Source organism: Streptomyces sp. NPDC048349 (assembly GCF_040651925.1).
Taxonomy (GTDB): domain Bacteria; phylum Actinomycetota; class Actinomycetes; order Streptomycetales; family Streptomycetaceae; genus Streptomyces.
This window is the reverse complement of sequence record NZ_JBEZLA010000005.1, coordinates 158,848-179,595: the sequence shown is the minus strand read 5'-3', so window position 1 is coordinate 179,595 and position 20,748 is coordinate 158,848. Positions and strand designations below refer to the sequence as shown.

General features: G+C 74.2%; 15 protein-coding genes and 2 pseudogenes. 3 read left to right on the top strand and 14 right to left on the bottom strand.

All coding sequences use genetic code 11. The annotated features are described in order from the left end of the window. Positions 1 to 90: 90 nt before the first annotated feature. Positions 91 to 780, bottom strand: coding sequence for a response regulator transcription factor (locus AB0D44_RS05765; RefSeq protein ID WP_362584879.1), 690 nt, complete (start codon positions 778 to 780; stop codon positions 91 to 93). Next, positions 777 to 1,976: a sensor histidine kinase gene (locus AB0D44_RS05760; protein ID WP_362584876.1), complete on the bottom strand. Its 1,200-nt coding sequence runs from the start codon at positions 1,974 to 1,976 to the stop codon at positions 777 to 779. Before AB0D44_RS05760 ends, AB0D44_RS05765 begins: the two co-directional genes overlap by 4 nt. Positions 1,977 to 2,251: 275 nt before the next feature. Between AB0D44_RS05760 and AB0D44_RS05755 the strand changes: the two genes are divergently transcribed. Next, positions 2,252 to 4,471 carry an MMPL family transporter gene (locus tag AB0D44_RS05755; RefSeq protein ID WP_362584873.1) on the top strand — a complete coding sequence of 740 codons (2,220 nt, stop codon included), beginning with the start codon at positions 2,252 to 2,254 and terminating at the stop codon, positions 4,469 to 4,471. On the opposite strand, the gene AB0D44_RS05750 is transcribed toward AB0D44_RS05755, so the two are convergent. The 9 genes and pseudogenes from AB0D44_RS05750 to AB0D44_RS05710 all read right to left on the bottom strand — a co-directional run bounded on the left by AB0D44_RS05750 (position 4,468) and on the right by AB0D44_RS05710 (position 14,287). Continuing rightward, the gene (locus tag AB0D44_RS05750) at positions 4,468 to 5,298 is read right to left on the bottom strand and encodes a PaaX family transcriptional regulator C-terminal domain-containing protein (RefSeq protein ID WP_362584871.1); all 831 of its coding nucleotides are present in this window, start codon (positions 5,296 to 5,298) and stop codon (positions 4,468 to 4,470) included. The genes AB0D44_RS05755 and AB0D44_RS05750 overlap by 4 nt on opposite strands. Positions 5,299 to 5,357: 59 nt before the next feature. After that, positions 5,358 to 6,164: an Asp/Glu racemase gene (locus AB0D44_RS05745; protein ID WP_362584868.1), complete on the bottom strand. Its 807-nt coding sequence runs from the start codon at positions 6,162 to 6,164 to the stop codon at positions 5,358 to 5,360. Positions 6,165 to 6,174: 10 nt separating this feature from the next. After that, positions 6,175 to 7,083, bottom strand: coding sequence for a fumarylacetoacetate hydrolase family protein (locus AB0D44_RS05740; RefSeq protein ID WP_362584865.1), 909 nt, complete (start codon positions 7,081 to 7,083; stop codon positions 6,175 to 6,177). Between the two features lie 16 nt (positions 7,084 to 7,099). Next, positions 7,100 to 8,215, bottom strand: coding sequence for a cupin domain-containing protein (locus tag AB0D44_RS05735; RefSeq protein ID WP_362584862.1), 1,116 nt, complete (start codon positions 8,213 to 8,215; stop codon positions 7,100 to 7,102). After that, positions 8,212 to 9,213, bottom strand: coding sequence for a carbon-nitrogen hydrolase family protein (locus AB0D44_RS05730; protein WP_362584859.1), 1,002 nt, complete (start codon positions 9,211 to 9,213; stop codon positions 8,212 to 8,214). Before AB0D44_RS05730 ends, AB0D44_RS05735 begins: the two co-directional genes overlap by 4 nt. Positions 9,214 to 9,225: 12 nt before the next feature. Further along, the gene (locus tag AB0D44_RS05725) at positions 9,226 to 11,529 is read right to left on the bottom strand and encodes an FAD-dependent monooxygenase (protein ID WP_362584856.1); all 2,304 of its coding nucleotides are present in this window, start codon (positions 11,527 to 11,529) and stop codon (positions 9,226 to 9,228) included. Next, positions 11,511 to 11,900 (bottom strand): annotated as a pseudogene (locus tag AB0D44_RS05720) (thioesterase family protein); the annotation flags it as partial. The gene AB0D44_RS05725 and the pseudogene AB0D44_RS05720, both read right to left, overlap by 19 nt. A 186-nt stretch (positions 11,901 to 12,086) precedes the next feature. Then, positions 12,087 to 13,685: pseudogene (locus tag AB0D44_RS05715) on the bottom strand (AMP-binding protein); the annotation flags it as partial. Positions 13,686 to 13,858: 173 nt separating this feature from the next. After that, entirely contained in the window at positions 13,859 to 14,287 is a 429-nt protein-coding gene (locus AB0D44_RS05710) for an ATP-binding protein (protein WP_362584853.1), read from the bottom strand. 223 nt (positions 14,288 to 14,510) lie between these two features. Between AB0D44_RS05710 and AB0D44_RS05705 the strand changes: the two genes are divergently transcribed. Next, positions 14,511 to 15,521 (top strand): alpha/beta hydrolase, encoded by a 1,011-nt coding sequence (locus AB0D44_RS05705; RefSeq protein ID WP_362584850.1) that lies wholly within the window; start codon positions 14,511 to 14,513, stop codon positions 15,519 to 15,521. Next, on the top strand, positions 15,511 to 16,329 hold the full coding sequence (locus tag AB0D44_RS05700) for a phosphatase PAP2 family protein (RefSeq protein WP_362584847.1): 819 nt from the start codon (positions 15,511 to 15,513) through the stop codon (positions 16,327 to 16,329). The genes AB0D44_RS05705 and AB0D44_RS05700 overlap by 11 nt, the downstream gene beginning before the upstream one ends. A 328-nt stretch (positions 16,330 to 16,657) precedes the next feature. Here AB0D44_RS05700 and AB0D44_RS05695 read toward each other — a convergent pair whose 3' ends face one another. The 3 genes from AB0D44_RS05695 to AB0D44_RS05685 all read right to left on the bottom strand — a co-directional run bounded on the left by AB0D44_RS05695 (position 16,658) and on the right by AB0D44_RS05685 (position 20,042). After that, positions 16,658 to 17,665 (bottom strand): LacI family DNA-binding transcriptional regulator, encoded by a 1,008-nt coding sequence (locus AB0D44_RS05695; protein WP_362584844.1) that lies wholly within the window; start codon positions 17,663 to 17,665, stop codon positions 16,658 to 16,660. 42 nt (positions 17,666 to 17,707) lie between these two features. Further along, entirely contained in the window at positions 17,708 to 19,234 is a 1,527-nt protein-coding gene (locus AB0D44_RS05690; RefSeq protein ID WP_362584841.1) for a carboxylesterase family protein, read from the bottom strand. Between the two features lie 115 nt (positions 19,235 to 19,349). Then, positions 19,350 to 20,042 carry a phosphatase PAP2 family protein gene (locus AB0D44_RS05685; RefSeq protein ID WP_362584838.1) on the bottom strand — a complete coding sequence of 231 codons (693 nt, stop codon included), beginning with the start codon at positions 20,040 to 20,042 and terminating at the stop codon, positions 19,350 to 19,352. Positions 20,043 to 20,748 lie beyond the last annotated feature (706 nt).

Below are 20,748 nucleotides of genomic sequence, written 5' to 3'. Positions count from 1 at the left end.
CCCCCGTACTGGACGTACTTGGGCTTTCGGCCGGTGCGGCGAGAGTGCGTGCCGGGCACCGCGACGCCGCGGACCTCCGTCAGACACCCCCTAGGTGTGGGTGCCCGCTTCGACCAGGCCGGTCTCGTACGCGGCGATCACCGCCTGGGCGCGGTCGCGGACCGCGAGCTTCCCGAAGAGGCTGGTGATGTGGTTCTTCACGGTGGACACGCTGATGTCCATGGCCCGGGCGATCTCCGCATTGTCGAGCCCCGTGGCCATCAGCCGCCACACCTCCTGCTCGCGCGGCGTGAGGTCGCCCCGGCTCACCGCGGGGGGCTGGGGTCGGCGCGGGGGCAGTACGTACGCGGAGATCAGCCGGGTCAGCAGCCGGGGCGCGACCGCCGCCTCCCCGGTGTGCACCACGTGCAGCGCCGCGACCAGTTCCTCCGGCGAGATGTCCTTCGGCAGGAAGCCGTAGGCGCCGGCGCGCAGGGCCGCCACCACGTACTCGTCCATGTCGAAGGTGCTCAGCGCCAGCACCCGGCACTCGGGGAGCGTCGCGGCGAGCCGTTCGGTCGCGCCGACCCCGTCCAGCACCGGCATCCGGATGTCCATCACGACGACGTCGGGGCGCAGCCGGTGGGCGAGGGCCACCGCCTCCTCGCCGTCGCCGGCTTCGCCGACCACCTCGAAGGCCGGGTCGGGGGCGAGGATCAGGGCCAGCCCGCGCCGCACCAGGGGCTGGTCGTCCGCGATGAGCACCCTGATCGCCTCCGTCGCCGTCGCCGGTCCGTTCATCGCAGCGCCCCTTCCTCGGCCTTCAGCGGCAGCCGGGCCGCCACCCGGAACCCGCCCCCGGACAGCGGTCCGGCCTCCAGCGTGCCGCCGTGCAGGGCGACCCGTTCCCGCATGCCCACCAGACCGTAGCCGGACCCTGCGGACACGGCCGCCGCTCCGGCCCCGTCGTCGGACACCTCGACCGCCAGGGCGTGCGTCCCGTAGGTCAGGCGTACGCGGGCCCGCGCCTGGCCCGCGTACTTGCGGGCGTTCGTCAGCGCCTCCTGCACGATGCGGAACACGGTCAGGCCCACGCTCGGCGGCAGCGGCCGCTCCTCGCCCCGCACGTCCAGTTCGACGGGCAGCCCGGCCCGGCGGGTCTCGCCGACGATCCCCGCCAGGTCCCCGACCCCGGGCTGCGGGGCGGTGGGCTCCTTCTCGGCCTCGTCTCCCGCCCGCAGCACGTCCAGCAGTTGGCGCATCTCGCGCAGGGCCATCCGCCCGGAACCCTCCAGGGTGACCAGCGCCTCCCGGGCCACCTCGGGGTTGCCGGCCAGGTTGGCCCGGGCACCTCCGGCCATCAGCTGCATGGTGGTGATGTGGTGGGCCACGATGTCGTGCAGCTCGCGGGCGATGCGCCGCCGTTCGTCGGCCACCGCGCGGTCCGCGAGCAGCCGGCGGTTGGCCTCGTTCTCACGGTGCCAGCGGTTCACCGCGGCCGCGGCGACGAGCACGAGCAGCACGTTCACCGCGCTGCCGACCACCTCCACGGTCCCCGGCTGCGACGGCCGGCCCACCAGCGGCATCACCGCGCAGGCGAACGCAGCCCCCGCCACCACGGCCGCGCCGCGGGACCGGACGACCGTGTAGAGCGCGACCACGGTCGTCACCGTGAAGTGCTGCCCCACCGGCACGCTGAGGTTCAGGACCAGGTCGAGCAGCAGGACGGCCGCGAGCGTGAACAGCGGGGCGCGGCGCCGGGCCAGCAACGGCAGTGCGGCCACCAGCAGCAGCACGCAGCCGACCGGGGGGACGTACCCGTGGTCGAGCTGGCTGGCGAAGGAGAAGCCGAGCAGGTCCACGGCGGCCGCCCCGACGGTGACCAGCGCGTCGTTGCGCGTCCAGGGCGGGGTGTCGCCACCCGGCGGCGGGGCGTCGGCGCGCGGCAGCGGGGCGTCGGCGCGCGGGCCCCCTGGTGCGGCGGGCGTCTTCGGCATGCTGAGTCCTCCATCGCGGGCGCCCCCGCCGACTGACCGGGTGCGAACGACCGACTGTCGTCTGGTGATCCATTCTGGCACCGGTCGGCGGCCCGGCTCCGGGCCCCCGGGGCCGATCCCGACCCGGGACCAGGGTCCTGGTCGGCGCTGCGGCCCGGCCCCCGCTCCCGGGCGGCATCTCGTCCCGCGCCCGGACGCATCGCCCCCATCCCGTTGATGAGCTGGACTCGAGCCGGGACACCCCGGCGAACCACCCACCTCCGAAGGACGACAACGTGATCCGCGCCCTGACCGGGTTCTCCACCCGCAACCCGTGGAAGGTCATCGCCGTATGGGCGGTGCTGGGCATCTTCCTGACCCTGCTCAGCCAGCCCCTGGTGTACCGGGTGACCGAGACCCAGAGCGGCGCGTTCCTGCCCGCCCAGTACGATTCGGCCGCCGCGCTGCGGATCGCCGAGGAGGAGTTCGGGGTGAAGCCCGACGGCAACGCGGTGACCGTGCTCGTCGCCCGCGCCGACGGCGGGCCCCTCACCGAGGCCGATCAGCAGCGGATCGGCGCCGTCGCCGCGCAGTTGGGCAGCCGGCACGTCGAGATGCCCGCGCCGACGGACGAGGAACCGCCCGCGTTCCTGAGCGAGGACCACTCCCAGACCCCGCAGATCGGTCCCGCGATGACCGCGCCGGACCGCAGCTTCGAGCTGCTCTCCCTCCGGCTGACCGGCAACTCCCTCGACCCCGGCCTCCAGCGTGTCTACCGCGTCGTGCACGAACGGGCCGAGGAGGCGTTCGCGCAGGCCGGGATGCGCACCGGCTTCACCGGCGGCCTGGCCGACCTCACGGACACCGCAGACGCCGAGAAGACCACCCAGAACGTCGTCGGCGCCGTCATGGTCGGGCTGATCGTGCTGATCAACATCCTGGTGTTCCGCAGTGTCCTGGCCGCCTTCGTCCCGCTGCTCGCGGTGGTCGTGGTCGGCGGCGCGGCGGCGGGCACGGTGGTCGGCAGCGCGGCGCTCACCGGCATCAAGCTGGACCCCTCCACACCGAGCATGATCAGCGTCGTGCTCATCGGCATCGGCGTCGACTACTTCCTCTTCCTCCTGTTCCGCTTCCGCGAACAGCTGCGCTCCCGTCCGGAGCAGGCCGCCCGCTGTGCGGCGGCCGAGGTCAGCGCCCGGGTCGGCACAGCCGTCACGTCGGCCGCCCTGACCATCGTGGCCGCCTTCGCCACCCTCGCCCTCGCGACCTTCGGGCAGTTCCGCGTCCTCGGGCCGGCCATCGCCGTGTCGGTCCTGGTCATGCTGCTGGCCAGCCTCACCCTGATGCCCGCGCTGCTCGCGGCGACCGGCCGCAGGATGTTCTGGCCCTCCCGCGCCCTCGGGCGGCAGCCCGCCGAAGGGGCGACCGCCGGCTTCGCCGCCCTGGTCGCCCGCCGCCCGGTGAGCCTCGTACTCGCCTGTGTCGCCCTGCTGGGCGCCCTCGCGGCCGGTCTGGTGGGCATCCGGATGGACTTCGGCCAGGGCGGCGGGACGCTCGACACCCCGGCCGCCGCCACCGCTGCCGAGATCTCCCGCGCCCTGCCCGCCGGGGTGTCCGACCCGGCCACGGTCTACGTCACCGCGAAGGACGGGCGCACCCTGGACCCCGAGGGGATCGGGGCCCTGCCCCGGGCGCTCGCCGCGGTCGAGGGCGTCGGCAGGGTCGGCACGACCACGCTCAACGAGGAGGGCACGGCCGCTCGTTTCGACCTCTACCTCTCCCCCGGCCCGCAGACCGAGCAGGCCCGGGCCCTCGTCTCGGGACCGGTCCGCGACACGATCGCGGGCGTCGTCCCGGCGGGGACCGAGGCCCATGTGGGCGGCACGGCCGCGGTCTTCGCCGACATCTCCACCGCCGTCGACCAGGACCTCAGGACCGTCTTCCCGGTCGCCGCGGTTCTGATCGCCCTCATCCTGCTCGTCCTGCTGCGCAGCCTGTTGGCCCCCGCGATCCTCATGGTCGCCGTCGGCCTCGGGTTCGCCGCCACGCTCGGCGCCTCCGCCCTCTTCTTCCAGCACCTGCTGGACGGCCCGGGCGTCAACTTCGTGCTCCCGCTGGTGCTGTTCCTCTTCGTCGTGGCCCTCGGCACGGACTACAACATCCTGATCAGCGACCGGATCCGCGAGGAGATGGAACGCCCCGGACCGGCCCGCGCGGCCGTGGCCCGGGCCGTACGGCACACCGCGCCCGCGATCGCCACGGCCGGCGTCGTCCTGGCGGCCTCCTTCGGCAGCCTCGCCGTCAACGCCGACCCCTCCACCCGGCAGATCGGCTTCGCGACCGCGCTGGGCATCATGCTCTCCGCGTTCGTCCTGTCCATCGTGCTGGTGCCGGCGCTCGCCGCGCTCTTCGGCAGGAGCACCTGGTGGCCGGTCCGCCCCGGGGTGGGCCGGCGCCGCCCGCCGGCCGGCCCCCCGGCTTCCCGCCCGGACGAGGAGCGCGTCTCCGTCGGCTAGGAGGTGTCGGTCAGGCCCGTCACGTCCCGGACGTGGCGCAGGCTCGGTTCCAGCAGCACCGTGTGGAGCTGCTGGAACACCTGGCGGGCCGCGACCGCGTTCCAGTCGGCCGGGAGCAGTTCGGTCGGCAGGCCCGGGTCGAGGTACGGGAGCCGACGCCACTGGGTGAGCAGCGGCACGTAGTGGCGGAACGCCTGCGCCGGCTCCGGGTCGGGCCCCGAGCCCAGCCGGGCCGCCACGGGCGCGTAGGCGTCGGTGAAGGCCGCGTACTGGGTCTGGATCGCCGGGAAGTCCCACCACGCGCTGACCGTGTCGGGCAGTTCGCTGAAGGCGGCGTACTCGGCGGCGAACAGGTGGACGTAGTCGCTGAGTCCGAGGCGCTCGAGCATGCCGCGCGCGTCGTCGAGCAGCCGGCCGGGCGCCAGCCACACGCCGGGGGCGATGTTGCCGAAACCGAGCCAGGTCAGGCGGGTGCGCAGCTGGTAGCGGTGGTTGCGTTCGGACTCCGGTACCGAGAAGACCGCCATGGCCCAGCCGTCGGCCAGGTCGGCGGGTTCGAGGCTGGCGAAGATCCGGCGGTCGCCCTCGTCGAAGACGGGGTGGGCGGCCGGGCTCAGCCGGTACCCGGTGGCGCCCCGGCGCTCCGGTTCGAGGACTCCGCGCTTCTTGAGGCGCGAGATGGCCGAGCGCACGGCCGGGCCGTCGACGTCCAGTTCTCCCATCAGCGTGATCAGGTCCGCGATGGAGATCCAGCCGCCGAGGCGGCGCAGGAAGGCGCCGTAGACCGTGTTGATCAACGAGCTGGGCCGAAGGGGGCTGTCCGACATGATCGCCTTCCGTTGTGCGCGGTCGCGATCATATCCAGCCCTCCTGCGGCCCCCTCGGGCTACTGCGGCAGGGGCGTCCGCGCATGGGCCCCGGAGAGCAGGTGTCCGGCGCCCGGGGCCACGGCCTCGAGGTCCAGGGCGCGCAGCATCTGGTGGGCGGTGCAGACGGCCGCGGACACGACCGGCTTGCCCAGCAGCTGTTCGGCCTCCTCGATGGCGGACAGCGAGGGCATCTGCACGCAGGCGGACAGGACGACCGCGTCGGCCTCGGTGTACTCCAGTGCCCGGGCGAGGCCGGGCAGCCGGGCCGGGTCGTGGGCGGCGACGTCGAGGTTGTCCGGGATCTCCAGGGCCCGGTGGTCCAGGACCTCGATGCCCTCGTGGCCGAGGTAGTCGACGACGGTCCGGGTGAGCGGGCGCATGTACGGGGCGAGCAGCACGATCTTCTTGGCGTCGAGCGTGTGCAGCCCGTGGACGAGGGCCCCGGCGCTGGTGACCACGGGCGCCGGGCCGCCGTTCTCCGCGGTGCGCAGGTGCAGGCGTTCCTGCGCGGCGCGGTGGTAGCCGAGGCCCATGCTCATGATGGCGACCAGGCAGGCGTAGCCGAGGACGTCGACGCGGGCGTCGGAGAGTTCCACGGCGCAGCGGTCGGAGTCGGCGTCCATCGCCTTGAGCTGTTCCGGGGTCACATGGGTCATGCGCATGCGGCTGGAGTGGAAGGTGAAGGCCTCGTCGGGTACGAGGCTCTGACGGGCCCGCAGGATCGCCGGGACCTCGGTCTCCATGGTGACGTTGGAGCTCGGCACGATCTGGCCGATGCGGAAGATACGGGAAGTACGGGAGGTAGGAGAGGTACGGGACGGCATGTGCTACTCCTCAGCGGGCGTCGACGACGGGGTTGGTCAGGGTGCCGATCAGCTCGACGGTGGCCTCCACCGTGTCCCCGGGGAGCAGGAACTCCGGCGGGACCATGCCGGCGCCGACGCCGGAGGGCGATCCGGTCGCGATGACGTCGCCGGGCTCCAGGGTCATGCCGGAGCTGATGTCGGCGATGAGACGGGCGATGGGGAAGAGCATGTGCCGGGTGTTCGACTTCTGCTTGGTGACGCCGTTGACGCGCAGCGAGAGGTCGAGGGCCATGGGGTCAGGGATCCCGTCCGCGGTGACGACCACCGGTCCGAAGGGGGCGTAGGAGTCCTGGCCCTTGGAGAAGAACCACTGGCCGGAGCGGCGCTGGTCGCGGGCGCTGATGTCATTGACGATGCCGTAGCCGAAGACGTGGTCGTACGCGTCCCGCTCGCTGACCCGGAAGGCGGTGCGGCCGATGACGACGGCGAGTTCGCACTCCCAGTCGAGCTGGGCGGTGAGGTCGGCGTTGTGCAGGATGGGCTGTCCCGGGCCGGTGACGGCGGTGGCGGGCTTGGAGAAGAGGACGGGGCGCGGGGGGCGCTCCTTGTCGGTGTCCAGGCTGCGGCTGGACTCCTCCACGTGTTCCACGTAGTTGAGGCCCACCCCGATGATCTTTCCGGGGCGGTGCGGGGCGTGCAGGGTGATCTCGTCGGGGCGGTGCACGGCTGCGGCCGGCCGGAGCGCCGGGTCCGCGGCGAGCAGGCGCCGGGCGGTGTCCTGCGCGGCGGGGCCCGCCTGGATGAAGGAGAGCAGGTCGTGCGGGAGGCGGACGCCGGCGTGGTCGGCGAGGGCGGCCAGGTCGACGACGAGGCCGTCGGCCTCGGCGCCCAGGCGTTCGGCGGGGTCGGCGGGGGTGGTGAAGGTCAGCAGTCGCATGGGGGTTCCTCGGGGGTCAGGCGGTGACGGGCTGGTGGCCGCCGTGGTCGGTGTACGCCTCTTCCCGGTGGAAACCGAGCGAGTGCATGACGGGGAAGTCGTTGAAGGAGAAGAGGCAGGCGTCCTCGGACGGGTCCAGGTTGTGGTGCTCGTGCCACGCCCAGGACGGGACGCAGAAGATGTCGCCCTCGCTCCACTCGAAGCGCCGTCCGGCGATCACGGAGGCTCCCCGGCCCTTGGCCGCGGTGTAGATCACCGAACCGGTGTGCCGGTGCGCTCGAGTGGCCTGGCCCGGTCGCAGCAGCTGCATGTGGGCGCCCATGGTGGGCATGACCGGCCCACCGGTGACGGGGTTGGTGTATGCGGCGATGATCCCGTCGTACGGGGAGCCCTCGCCGGCCTCGGCTTGGCCCAGGAGGGCCTCGTACGTCGGCTCCCAGGGGAAGGCGAGCAGCGGCGAGCAGGGCCGGGTCCACTTCTCGGCCCCGTACGGCAGCAGGTTCGCCGCGTACGTCAGGACGGAGGAGTTGATGACCTTTCCCGGCGTCTGGTACAGCTCGGGGTGCACCTCGTAGTACCCGGCGTCCAGAGCGTTGACCAGCGGGATGTCCAGTCCGTCCTGCCAGATGACGGGCGCGTCCTCGGATTCGTTGCCGTGCTCGTGCCAGGTGCCGGCCGGGGTGATGGCGAAGTCGCGGGGGCCGACCTTCAGCTTCTGGCCGTCGACGACCGTCCAGGCTCCGGCGCCCTCGTGGACGAAGCGCAGGGCGGCGGCCTGGTGGCGGTGTGCGGTCATGGCCTCGCCCGGCCCCATGATCTGCAGGCCGGTGTAGAGGAGGCCCGCGGCGGCGCTGACGTCGCGCCGGCCGGGGTTGACGAGCATGACCACCCGGCGGCCGGCGTCGTCGGCGCGGACCAGGCCGAGGGCCTTGTGGACCAGGGGGCGCAGGTCGGCGTAACGCCAGAGCGCGGGAACGGACCTCGGCTGCGGGTACCAGGGTTCGATGTCGTTGGCGACGGTCCACAGTGCGCCGGCGTCGAGGGCGCCGAGCTCCTCGTAGTAGGCGGTGAGTTCGGGGGTGCCGGTGACCCGGGCCCGGCCGAGGGCGGTGTCGTCGTGCTCGGTGGTCATGCGTCCTCCTCGGAGGTGGTGGTCGGGGGGCCCGGGGGCACGGTGAACGCCACGGGCAGGCGGGGGCGGTTGTCGACTTCGAGGCGGAAGACGTCGAAGCGGTTGTAGTGGCCGACGATGTCGTGCATCTGCTTGGGCTGGACGCAGCGGGCCAGGTCGATCTCGCCGTAGACGATGCCCTCGTCGTCGACGAGGGGCTCGCCGACCGGGCGGCCGTCGGGGCCGAAGATGCCGGACAGGGCACTGCGGGGGCGGGTGAACCGTGCGCGCAGGTCCTCGTCGTCCCCGGCGAGGGCGTCGACGATCTGCGGGGAGACGGTGGAACAGGCGACGACGGAGAAGACCTTGCCCTCGAAGCTGTGGGCGGCGGTGCGCACGGCGATGGCGTCGGCCATGTCGTAGTCGGCCGGGGCCACGGGCAGGGCGATGTAGCAGGAGGCGTGCACCAGTTCGCCCTGGGCCAGGAGGGTGAACCGGGCCAGGGTGTTGGTGTTCTCGCCGCAGGCCAGCACCCCGAGCGGTCCGACGGGGGTGGCGTGGACCCGCAGCGAGCTGCCGTCGCCGCCGGTCCAGGTGAGCTTCTCCGCCCACGTGGGCACCAACTTGCGGTGCGCTCCGAGCAGTTCGCCGTCGGGCCCGATGGTGAGCAGGGTGTTGTGCAGCACGCCGAGGCTGTACGGGACCCGCTCGTTGACCCCGATGACCAGGGTGATGCCGTGCTGCCGGGCGGCGGCGCGCAGGGCGTCGACGTGCGGTCCGGGTACGTCGACCGAGGCGGCCCGGAGCCGCTCGAACCAGGGCGAGCCCTGGACCGGGTTCATCGTCCAGTTCCAGTACGGGTATCCGGGGACGAACACCTCCGGGAAGACGACGAGTTCGGCCCCGTTGCCCGCGGCCTCGGCGATCAGGGCGACGGCTTTGTCGACGGTGGCGGCAGGATCGAGGTAGACGGGTGCGGCCTGGACGGCCGCGGCGGTGAAGCGGCGCAGGTTGTCCATGGGGTACCTCCGCTATCGGGGGGCGGGCGCCGCGCCGACGCGCGGCAGCCAGCGCCGGTGGACGGGTTCGGCGGGCGGCCTCAGCAGTTCGAGGCGCGGCGGCACCCGGTCGGTGCGGGCGGCCGGGGGCCGGCGGCGGCCCGCCGCCCAGGACGGCGCCCAGGGCGCCGCGGGTCCCTGGTAGCCCTGGGCGGCCGCCGCGTGCAGGGTCCACAGGGGATCGTGGAGCTGGGCCCGGCCCACACCGCACAGGTCGGCCCGGCCGGCCAGGATGATCGAGTTGACGTCGTCGTAGGTGGAGATCGCGCCGACGGCAATGGTGGGGACCCCGGTGGCGTTGCGGATCAGGTCGGCGTACGGCGTCTGGTAGCTGCGGCCGTACGGGGGCCGCTCATGGGCGACGACCTCACCGGTGGAGACGTCGATGGCGTCGGCGCCCGCCTCGGCGAGGGCGCGGGCGACGGCCACGGCGTCGGCCTCGGTGAGGCCGCCCTCGGCCCAGTCGGCGGCCGAGATCCGCACGAGGAGGGCCTTGCCGAAGGGCCACACCGCCCGTACGGCGCGCAGGACTTCGAGCGGCAGGCGCAGCCGCCCGGCCAGGTCCCCGCCGTAGGCGTCGGTGCGCAGGTTGGTCAGCGGCGAAAGGAACCCGGAGAGCAGGTGGCCGTGCCCGTACTGGAGTTCCAGCGCGTCGAAGCCGGCCCGGTCGGCGCGCCGGGCCGCTGCGGTGAAGTCCCGTACGAGCGCGTCCATGTCGGCCCGGTCGGCCTCCCGCGGGAGGCGGCTGTGCTCGTCCCAGGCCAGGCTCGAGGCGGCGACGGGCGGCCCCTCGCCGGCGGCCGCGCGGCGGCCGGCGTGGGTGAGCTGGATGCCGAGGAGGGTGTCGCACTGTCCGTGGACGAAGCCGGTGATCCGCCGCCAGGCCGCTTCCTGTTCGTCGGTCCACAGCCCGGGGCAGCCGGGGGTGGCCCGGGCCTCCGCGCTGACGGCGGTCATCCCGGCGAGGACCAGGCCGGAGCCGCCGAGCGCCTGCGTGCTGAGGTGCACGAGGTCGAAGTCGCCCGGGACCCCCTCGCGGGCGGTGTCCAGCGCAGTGGGCGGGACGACGACCCGGTTGCGCAGGAGCAGGCCGCCGAGCCGGAAGGGCCGGAACATGGGCGGTACGGGCGAGGCGCCGTTGACCGCGGTGGTGAAGCCCTCGTCGCGCACGCGCAGGTTGTCGTAGGTGACGCGGCGGCTGCGGGTCAGGAGGTTGAAGGCGAACTGGTGCGGCTCCTGGCCGGTGTACCGGTCGATGTGCTCGAACCACTCCAGGCTGGCCTGGGCCGCCCGCTGGGTGGACTCCACGACGGGCTTGCGCTCCTCCTCGTACGCGGCGAGGGCCCGCGGCACGTCGGGGTGTTCGTGCAGGCAGGCGGCCAGCGCGAGGGCGTCCTCCATGGCGAGCTTGGTGCCGGAGCCGATGGAGAAGTGTGCGGTGTGCGCGGCGTCGCCGAGCAGGACGATGTTGCCGCGGCGCCAGGTGCGGTTGCGCACGGTGGTGAACCGCAGCCATTTGGAGTTGTTGGGGAGGAGACGGTGGCCGTCGAGGTGGGCCGCCAGGAGCTCCTCGCAGCGCCCGATGCTCTGCACGTCGCTCGTGCCGGGCGGCAGGTCGCGGTCCGCGGACTCCTCGAAGCCCGCGCGCCGCCAGGCGTCCTCGCCCATCTCCACGATGAAGGTGGAGCGGGTGTCGTCGTACGGGTAGGCGTGCACCTGGATCGTGCCGAAGTCCTGCTCGTCCACGATGAAGGTGAAGGCCTCGAAGACCTTGTCCGTGCCGAGCCACATGTAGCGGCCGGCGCGTTCGTCGAGGTCGGGTCCGAAGGTGTCGGCGAAGGCGGCACGGGTGGCCGACCGTACCCCGTCGCAGGCCACCACCAGGTCGTAGGCGGCGGCCAGTTCGGTGGCCGGCGGGGCCTCTGTGCGGTAGCGGACGTCCACGGCCAGGGCGGAGCAGCGCTCCTGGAGGATGCGCAGCAGGTGCCGCCGGCCGAGGGCGGCGAAGCCGTGACCGCCCGAGGTGAGGGCGTGTCCCCGGTAGCGGATGTCGATGTCGGTCCAGCGGGCGAACTGCGCCGACATGGCCCGGTACGTCTCGCGATCGGCCTGGGCGATGCCGTCGAGGGTCTCGTCGGAGAACACGACGCCGAAGCCGAACGTGTCGTCCGGGGCGTTGCGCTCCCAGACGGTGATCTCCCAGTGCGGGGAGAGCTGTTTGGCCAGGGCCGCGAAGTACAGCCCGCCGGGTCCTCCTCCTATGACTGCCACGCGCACGGCGTGCCTCCCAGTGGTTCCGAAGCGATGAGGAGTTCGGCCCGTTGCGGGCCCGCGGTGGTGAGTGCGGCCCGTACGTCGTCGGGCCAGGGGGTGGACCCGGTGGCGCGCGCGGCCGAGTGGGCGACGACCATCTGTCCGGCGGCCGCCTGCGCCCCCTGCTCCCCTTGGACCGTGAAGGCGTAGTGGAGGGAGCTCTCGCCGACCTTGGTGACCCTGAGCTCGGTGCGCACCGCGTCCCCGAACCAGAGCCGCGCGCGGTAGTCGGCCTCGAAGTGGACCCGGGGCGTGCTGCCGAAGAGGTGGGCCAGGCCCAGGCGGCGCAGCAGCACGGCCTCGGCCGCCTCGACCCAGCGCACGACGGTGGAGTGGTGGTAGTGGCCGGCCGCGTCGGTGTCGGTCCATTCGACGCGGCGCTCGACGACGACGCTCGCCGGCCGCCACGGTTCGGGGGGCGGCGGCGGGCCGGTCGGCGCCGCGGGCGGCTCGGGGCGGCCGAGGGGTTTCCGGGGTTCGCGGGGTTCGCGGGGTTCGGCGGCCTCCTGGGCCGCCCGGCTGCGCAGTGCGGCGCGCTGGAGCTTTCCGGAGCCGGTGCGCGGGAGCTCCGGCACGAACTCCACGGCGCGCGGGTACTTGTAGGGGGCGATGGTCCGCTTGACGTGGTCCTGGAGTGCGCGGACCGTGGCCGGGCCGGCCGGGACGTCCCCGCGCAGGACCACGTACGCCTTGACGATCATGCCGCGGCGGTCGTCGGGGGCCCCGACGACGCCGCACTCCTCGACGTACGGGTGTGCGGCCAGGGCCCTTTCGACCTCGGGGCCCGCGATGTTGTAGCCGGAGGAGACGATCATGTCGTCGCTGCGGGCGACGTACCAGAAGTAGCCGTCGGCATCGCGGACATAGGTGTCGCCGGTGATGTTCCAGCCGTTCCTCACGTACGACGCCTGGCGCGGGTCGGCGAGGTAGCGGCAGCCGGTCGGGCCGGTGACGGCGAGCAGGCCGGGCTGCCCGTCGGGCACGGGATCGCCCTGTTCGTCGACGACGGCGGCACGGTAGCCCGGCACCGGGCGGCCGGTCGCGCCGGGCCGGATGTCCTCGTCGGCCGCCGAGATGAAGACGTGCAGCATCTCGGTGGCTCCGATGCCGTCGATGATCCGCAGGCCGGTGGCCTCGTGGAACGCGTGCCACACCGGGGCGGGCAGCGGCTCCCCGGCGGACACGCAGCGGCGCAGGCCGGACAGCCGGTCCGCCGCCCCGGCCGCCATGATCGCGCGATAGGCCGTGGGAGCGGTGAACAGCACGGTCACTCCGTGCGCCGCGACGAGGTCCGCCAGCTGCTCGGGGCCCGCCTGCTCGACCAGCAGGGTCGCGGCGCCGGCGTACAGCGGGAAGACCACGAGCCCGCCGAGCCCGAAGGTGAAGGCGAGCGGCGGCGTGCCCGTGAACACGTCGTCCGGGCGGGGTTTGAGGATGTGCCGGGAGAAGGTGTCGGCATTGGCGAGGACGTCGCGGTGGAAGTGCAGGGTCGCCTTGGGACGTCCGGTCGTTCCGGAGGTGAAGGCGATCAGCGCCACGTCGTCGGCGGCCGTGGCGACGGTTTCGAACCGGCCGTCCTTGGCCGCGCACCGCGCGGTCAGGTCCTCGGGGCCCGGTCCGCCGTAGGTGAGGACCGGCAGGCCGGGGAGGCCGGCCGCGTCGAGTTCCCCGGTGTGGCGGTGGTCGCAGATGGCGGCCGCGGGCCGGCTGATGTCGTGCAGCTCGGTGAGCTCCGCGGCGCGCAGCAGCGGCATCGTCGTGACGGCGACGCAGCCGGCCTTCAGGACGCCGAACCAGGCGGCGACGAGCCAGGGGTTGTTGGGGCCGCGCAGCAGGACGCGGTTGCCGGGGATCAGGCCGAGGTCCTCGGTGAGCACCTGGGCGACCTGGTTGGCCCGGTGCCGGAGTTCGCCGTAGGTCCAGCGGTCGGTCGGGGTGAGCAGGGCGGGGCGGTCGGGGCCCAGGCGTTCGACGGCGTCGTCGAGCAGGCGCCCGGCGCAGTTGAGCCGTTCGGGATAGTCCAACTCCGGTAGGTCGAAGTGGAGTTCGGGCCAGAGGGGGAAGGGCGGCAGCCGGTCGCGACAGAAGGAGTCGGCATGCGCGGAAGGGGAGAGCTCCATGGGGCGGCACCTCGATCAGGGAGCAGCGGGGGAGACGGGAGCAAGGTATGTCGAATATTTGGCGTCCGTCAACATTTCGCGATATCGCCTTGGCGGCCTCCGCCGCGCCGTCCAGCTGGAAGGCCCCGTCGGCAGCCGCCCCCTCGGCTGCCCCCCGACCGCCGGAGAGCAGCTCAGGCCGCCGGTATGCACACGTGGACCGACGTGCCGAACCCGTCGGCGACCATGGAGAGTTCGCCGCCCATCTCCCTCACCAGCAGCTGGACCATCAGCAGGCCGCGCCCCTCTTCGGCATCCGGGTCGACCGTCGCGCGGGGGGCGGGCAGCAGCGGGAGCGACGCACCCTGGTCGGCGACCTCCAGCCGGAGCCACCGGCCGTCGGAGGCCACCGCCACCCGCATCCGGCCGGTGCCCACGTGCCGGACGACGTTGCCGACGAGCTCGCTGACGGCCAGCAACAGGGCGTCCGACGCATCGAGGGGGACCCGCCACCCTTCCAGCACGGCCCGCACCCGGGCCCTGACCTGCGGGACGGCGGCCGGGGCGGGGTCGGTGACCCAGTGGGTGACGCTGCGGACCGAGCCGCCGAGGGTGGTGAGCATGATGCGCTCCCGAAGGGGGAAGGCGACGCGACCGTTGAGTGGCTCGTGTAACCGATCCCGAAGCGGGACGGATCCTGGGCTTGTGGTCAGCGGAAATGCATCGCTAAAGTCCGTGATTACACGTGTAACACGTTACGTCTCCCCCGGTGGCCGCGCAAGCATTTCGGACAAACGTCACGAAGCCCCGCCTCCCGCCCGGCCGCCCCACCTTGGAAGGGCCGCAATGACGCAATCTCCCCCGGCACCCCGCCCGGAATCCCTCCCGGCATCTCCCCCGGCGGACTTCGACACCGCCGACATGGCCTGGCCGCCTCCGCCGTACCGGCCCCCGGTGGCGCCCGTGACCGGCCCGGACGGTGTGCGCCGCTTCGACGGGGTCACGTACGCGACCACGCCCGGCTACCGTCCCCGGCTCCTCGACGTCCAGGTGCCCGCCGGCGAAGGCCCCTTCCCCGCCGTCGTGTGGATCCACGGCGGCGGCTGGCTGGACGGCGACCGCCGCTACCCGCCGCCGACCGTGCCCGCCGAGCTGCTGCACGGCGCGGTGCTCGGGGCCGGGCTCGCGCTGGTCTGCGTGGACTACCGGCACAGCCTCGAGGCGCCCTTCCCGGCCCAGCTGCACGACGTGAAGGCCGCGATCCGCTACGTCCGCGCGTTCGCGGGCGTGCTCGGCATCGACCCCGGCCGGATCGGCGTATGGGGCGAGTCGGCGGGGGGCCACCTGGCCGCGCTCGCCGGTCTCGTGGGCCCGGGCACGGCGGGTGGCGCCGCGCTCGAGGGCACGGAGGGGATCGGCTCCGGGGAAACGGGGGTGCTGGCCGTCGTCGACTGGTACGGCTGCTCCGACCTCGTCGCCTTGGCCGCGCACCCCATGCCGCCGATGCCGTCCGAGGTCGCGTTCCCCGACCCGTACGAGGCGCTGCTCGGCGCCCCCGTCGCCGAGGACCCGGAGCCGGCGCGGGTGGCGAGCCCGGTGACGTACGCCGCGGGCCCGCACCTGCCGCCGTTCCTGCTGGTGCACGGGACCCACGACGGACTGGTCCCGTACAGCCAGAGCGAGGCCCTCGCCGCGGCGCTGGAGGGAGCCGGGGGCGAGGTCGCGCTGCGGCCCGTCGAGGGTGCGGACCACATCTTCCTCGGCTCCGCGGACGTTCCCGGGATCGTCGCCGAGAGCGTGGCCTTCCTCGCCCGGCACCTCGCCCCGGCGGGCGGGAGAGACGGCCGTGACCAGTAGCCCTCCCGGCACCGGCACGGACACCGCCCCGGCCCCCGCCGAGGGCGCTGCCGCTGCCCCTGCCGCCGTCGCCGCGGCGGCCGTCCGGCCCGACGGCTCCGCCGACGGGCCGGCGCGGGGCCGGGGCCCGCTCTTCCTGGGCCTGCTGCTCCTGGGAGCCGCCGCGCTGGCGGCGGTCGTGGTCCGCGCCGACGTGGCCGACCCGCCCTTCCAGGCGCTCGACGACCGCTGGCACACCTGGATGGGCGGCCCGCACGAGGGGCCGTTCGCGGCGGTCGCCTCGGCCCTGGACTGGTTCGGGGGGCCGTTCGGCGCCGTCGTCCCGCTCGGTCTGCCGGCGCTGCTGGTCCTGCGGGGCCGCCGGGTGTCGGCCGGCTTCCTGCTGCTGGCCTTCCTCGGCGGCAACCTGGTCGTCGTCCAGGGCCTCAAGCACCTGGTGGACCGGCCGCGGCCGGCGGATCCCCTGGTGCGCGTCGACCACGGCTCCTTCCCGTCCGGGCACGCCGCCACGGCGGCGCTCCTCGTGGTCGTCGTCGGGGCGCTGCTGGTCCCGGCCGCCCGGCGACGGCTGTGGTGGGCGGCCGGAGCCGCCTTCACGCTGGCCATGATGTGGAGCCGGACGTGGCTGCACGCGCACTGGCTCAGCGACACCGCGGCCGGCGCCGCGGCGGGCGCGGGGGCCGGGCTGGTGGTGTGGTGGCTGCTGCGGCCGGCCCTCGACCGTGAGCGCGCACGCCTGCGCGGCCGGGTGCGCGGCCGCCGGGGGGCCGCCGCGCACTCGGCCGCAGGCGCCGGTCGGGCCGGCTGATCGGCTCACCGGGGTGACGGCTCGGTTCTGCGGAGGTCAGGGCCTTCGGCAGGACCGCGCCGGCCACCATCAGGGCCACGCCGAGCCACCCCGCGCCGTCGTCGAGGACGAGGACGGCGCTCCCGACCGGCACTGGCAACCCGGCGGGGACGGCGGCAACCCGGTCGGGGACGGCGGCAACCCTGCCGTCGGGACGGGGGCGGGGCCCTGCCGGTCAACGAGCCGGGGCCTGCCGGCCGACCGGCCGGGGCCCTGCTCGCCGACGGGCCGTTCGGTGCGACGGCCCGGTCCGCGACGGCGGGCCGGGGCGTCTGTGCGCGGCAGCGCCCTACGAGGTCTGCCGGTGGACCAGAACGGCCTCGACGGGTTCCACCGGCGGGGCCGATCCGGTCTCGATCAGCTCGTGCAAGGTGTCCGCGATCAGGGCGGCCGACGGCAGGTCCAGCCGGACCGTGGTGAGCGCGGGCTGCTGGAGCGCGGAGAGGACGAGGTCGTCGGAGCCGACCAGTGCGGCCTCGTCCGGTACCGCGATGCCCTCGGCCTGGAGCGCGTGCAGGAGCAGGGCCGCGTACTCGTCGTTGTACGCGAAGACGGAGTCCAGGTTCAGGCTCCGCCACCGGCGGGCCAGCGCGGTCGCGGAGGCGCGGGTGTAGGCCAGCTCCAGCGGGGTGACGGTGGCCATGTGGCGGGCTGCGACGGATTCGGCCCCCGCCAGGCGCGGCTGGGCGAGGGTGCCGAGGCCGCGCTCGAGCGGCACGACGACGCCGATCCGGCTCCGGCCCCGGGCGATGAGGTGCCCGGCCGCGATGGCGCCGATCCGGGCGTGGTCGAAGCCGACGGTGTGCACGCCTTCGATGGGCCGGGCGGCGAACGCGAGCAGGCCCCGTACCCCGGCGCGGCGCAGCAGCTCGGCCGCGTGGCCGGTGAAGCGGTCGCCGTCCATGGCGACCACGGCCGCGGGACGTAGTTCGGCCCAGGCCCGGGCGGCGTCGAGGGGGTCGGCGAAGCGGCCGGCGTGGAGCACGGCCGTGTAGCCGTGGCGGTCGAGCTCGCTGTGCAGGTCGTCCACCCAGTCGCTGACGAGGCGGCCGATCGCGGAGATCGAGGCGGGCATCAGGACGAGGTTGCTGCGCCCGGCCCGCAGGGACCGGGCGGCGGCGTGCGGGACGTAGCCGAGCTGCCGGGCCGCGTCGCGCACCCGGACCCGGGTGGTCTCGCTGACGCGGTGGCCGGGGGTGTCGTTCAGCACGAAGGAGACGGTGGCGCGTGACACCCCGGCGAGGCGGGCCACGTCGGCACTGGTGATGGACGCGGGGACGCGTGTGTCTTTTGCCATGACGTCCCTCGGAGCTCCTTTGGCGGACTCGTGCAGCTCCTTTCAGGTTACACGAGTTAGATGGAGGCGGCGGGCGGCCCCGGCGAGGTCGTCGAGGGCGCCGGTGACCGAGTCGAAGCGCATCGTGCTGCGCGTCCGGGTGTCGTACGGCTGCCAGCGCGGCAGGTCTGCGTGGTTCGGGTCGCCCGTGCGGACGAAGGAGATCCAGGCCTGGTGCATGGCGTGCGCGAGGCCGTCGCGGACGGCGGGATCGAGCCCGGCGAGGAAGGGCGCGTGCGACCACTGGTCGAAGTTGTCGAAGACGAAGGGGAGTTCGAGGCAGTGCGTGGCGCCGAGCCGGCCCTCGCAGGCGGGGGTGGGCAGGTCGAACTGGTAGGCCCAGACGGGCCGGCCGAGCGCGGCCCTGGCCTCGGCCAGCCGGACGGCGGGGACCCGGAAGAGTTCGTCCGTGATCAGGTCCATGAGGACGTCGTGCGGGCGGGCGCCGGGACGGGCCCGCTCGTACGCGGCGTACACCGCCGGGGCGCGGGAGCCGCCGAAGGTCTCCGCGATGCGGCCGGTGACCTGCTCCCGGGTCGCGGCGGCGTACCCCTCGTCGAGGGCGAAGCCGAAGGTGGCCTCTTCCCGCGTCCAGCCGATCATGACGTCGATCCCGGCCGCCGCCCCGCCCAGCAGGGCCTCGGCGGGGTGCTGCGGCAGCGTGGCGCCGTCGATGACGGGCAGGAAGGGCGTCGGCCAGTAGCCCCAGCGCGCGGTCCGCGCGAACAGCCCGATGCCCGCCCCGATCAGCGCCGGCCAGGGCAGGGTGCGCAGTTCCGCCGCGTCCTTGGCCTCGGCCAGCTCGAGGTAGGCGGCGGTGCGCTCCGAAGCTGCGGCCGGATCGGGCAGGTCCAGGCCGAGGGGCGGGCTCTGCAGGATCACCCGCTTGACCAGGCCCTGCGCCTGCGGGTGCCCGGCGAGCGCGGCGGTGGACACCGCCCCGCCCGACTGGCCGGCGACCGTGATGGAGTCCGGGTCGCCGCCGAGGGAGGCGATGTTGTCGCGTACCCAGCGCAGGGCGGCGAGCTGATCGCCGAGCCAGTGGTTGACGTCCTCGCCGGGGCCCAGACACAGGTAACCCAGGGGTCCGATCCGGTAGTTGATGCTTACGACCACGAGATCGCCGTCGCGCGCGAAGGTCGCGCCGGAGTAGCCGGGCAGGGAACCGGAGCCGGACACGAAGCCGCCGCCGTGGATCCAGACGAGCACCGGACGCAGGGCCCCGTCGGCGCCGGGGGTCCACACGTCGAGGGTCAGGCAGTCCTCGTCGAAGGGGGGCGAGCCGTGGCCGCCGAGCACCGGGTCACCGCCGTCCCGGTACGGCTGCGGTGCGCTCGGGCCGTCGGCGGTGGCGTCCCGGAAACCGCTCCAGCCCGGGTGCGGGCGGGCGGGCTTCCAGCGCAGGTCGCCGACCGGCGGCTCGGCGTACGGCACGCCGCGGAAGACGAGGAGCCCGCCTTCGGCCGCGCCGCGGAGCCGCCCCGCCGGCAGGTCCACGACCATCTGGTCTTCGTCCGGGGAGTGAGCCATGAACCGGTCCTTCCTGGTCGCGCGCCGGGTGCGCGCCGACACCACGAGACTATTGCGTGGTTTTCTCGACCGTCAATACTTCGCGATATCGCGCGACCTTCGGAGCCGGCCCGCCTCACAGCCACAGGCTGTCCGCGGCCATGCGTTCCACTTCCGCGCGCAGCAGCGGGGCGAAGGCCCGCCACAGCACCAGACAGGTTCCGGCACCGAGCAGGACGCCGGCGAAGGTGTCGCTGAGCCACTGGGCGTGCAGCCAGGTCCGGCTCCCCATCATCGCGAGGACGTACCCCGCACCGACCGCCCACCACCAGCGTCTCGCACGCGGCGGGAACACCACCAGCCCGGCCACGATCACCAGCGTCACCGCGCTGAACACCTGGCCCGAGGGGTACGAGCCCTCGTTGACCAGGACCCACGGGTGCGGCGGACGCGGACGGTCGGCCAGCTGCTTGAGCGGCAGGACCACGACGATGTTGGCGCAGACGGCCGCCGCGAGGACGAAGAGCGCCGAGCGCCAGCGCCCGTACACGCACAGGACGCCGATCAGCACCAGCGGCAGGATCAGCCCGAGCGGGCCGCCGAGCCGGTCGAGGACGAGGGCGAACCCGCCGTCCCCGTCGGCGGACGAACTGTTCACCGCGGCCGCCCACCAGTCGTCGAACCCCTGGAAGAAGGGCCGTTCGACCACGGGGAGCAGCAGGGCGACGAGGAACGGTACGAGCAGGAGGGCGATCCCGCAGGCGAGGGCGTGGCGGGGCGGAGCGGCGGGCAGGTCGCGCGGCGGCACGCGGGAGGGGGAGGGCGGCATGACGGGGGCCTTTCACGGTCGTCCCGGAACGGACGCGGGAGGGCGAGCGGCGAGCGGCGAGCGGCGAGCGGCGGGGCGGAACGGCAAAACGGCGGAACGGCGGAACGGAACGGCGGACCCGCGGAACGGCGAGGCGCCGCGGAGCCGTGACGGCGAACCGGAGTGACGGCGAACCGGAGCGCCGGCACGCCTGGGCGGTGGTGAGGCCGGGAGGACGGGAGCGGGCGGAGGCGGGCGGTGCGCTGCTGCCGGGGCGTGCGGCGGCGGCTGGGGGGCGTGCGGCGGCGGCTGGGGGCGACCGCCGCACGGAAGGGCGGGCGGATACGCGTGCCGGCCGAGGGGAACGCGCCGGACCGGGCCGCGGTGCCGACACGGAACGTCGGCGTGCGGCACGGAGTATGGCCGAGACCCAGCCCTCGCACAAGGGTTGGTTACACGTCATGGCACCTCCGGTCTCCGGGCGGTCACGATCCGGGCCAGGACCTTGCTCGACCCCTGGCGGTGGCCGGAAATGGGTGCTACACAGTCTCCAGCGCGACAGGTGACACGTGTAACACGCTTCCCGAGTTCAGGTGGGCCGCGCTTCGTCCCGCCGTCCCTCCCCGCGCCCCCGGCTCCGCCGCGCGCCCCCGCCGCCCCCTCCCCGCGTGGGCGGCGCTCCCCACCCGTTCCCTCCCCGCCCCTTCCCCACCACCTCCCCGCTCCG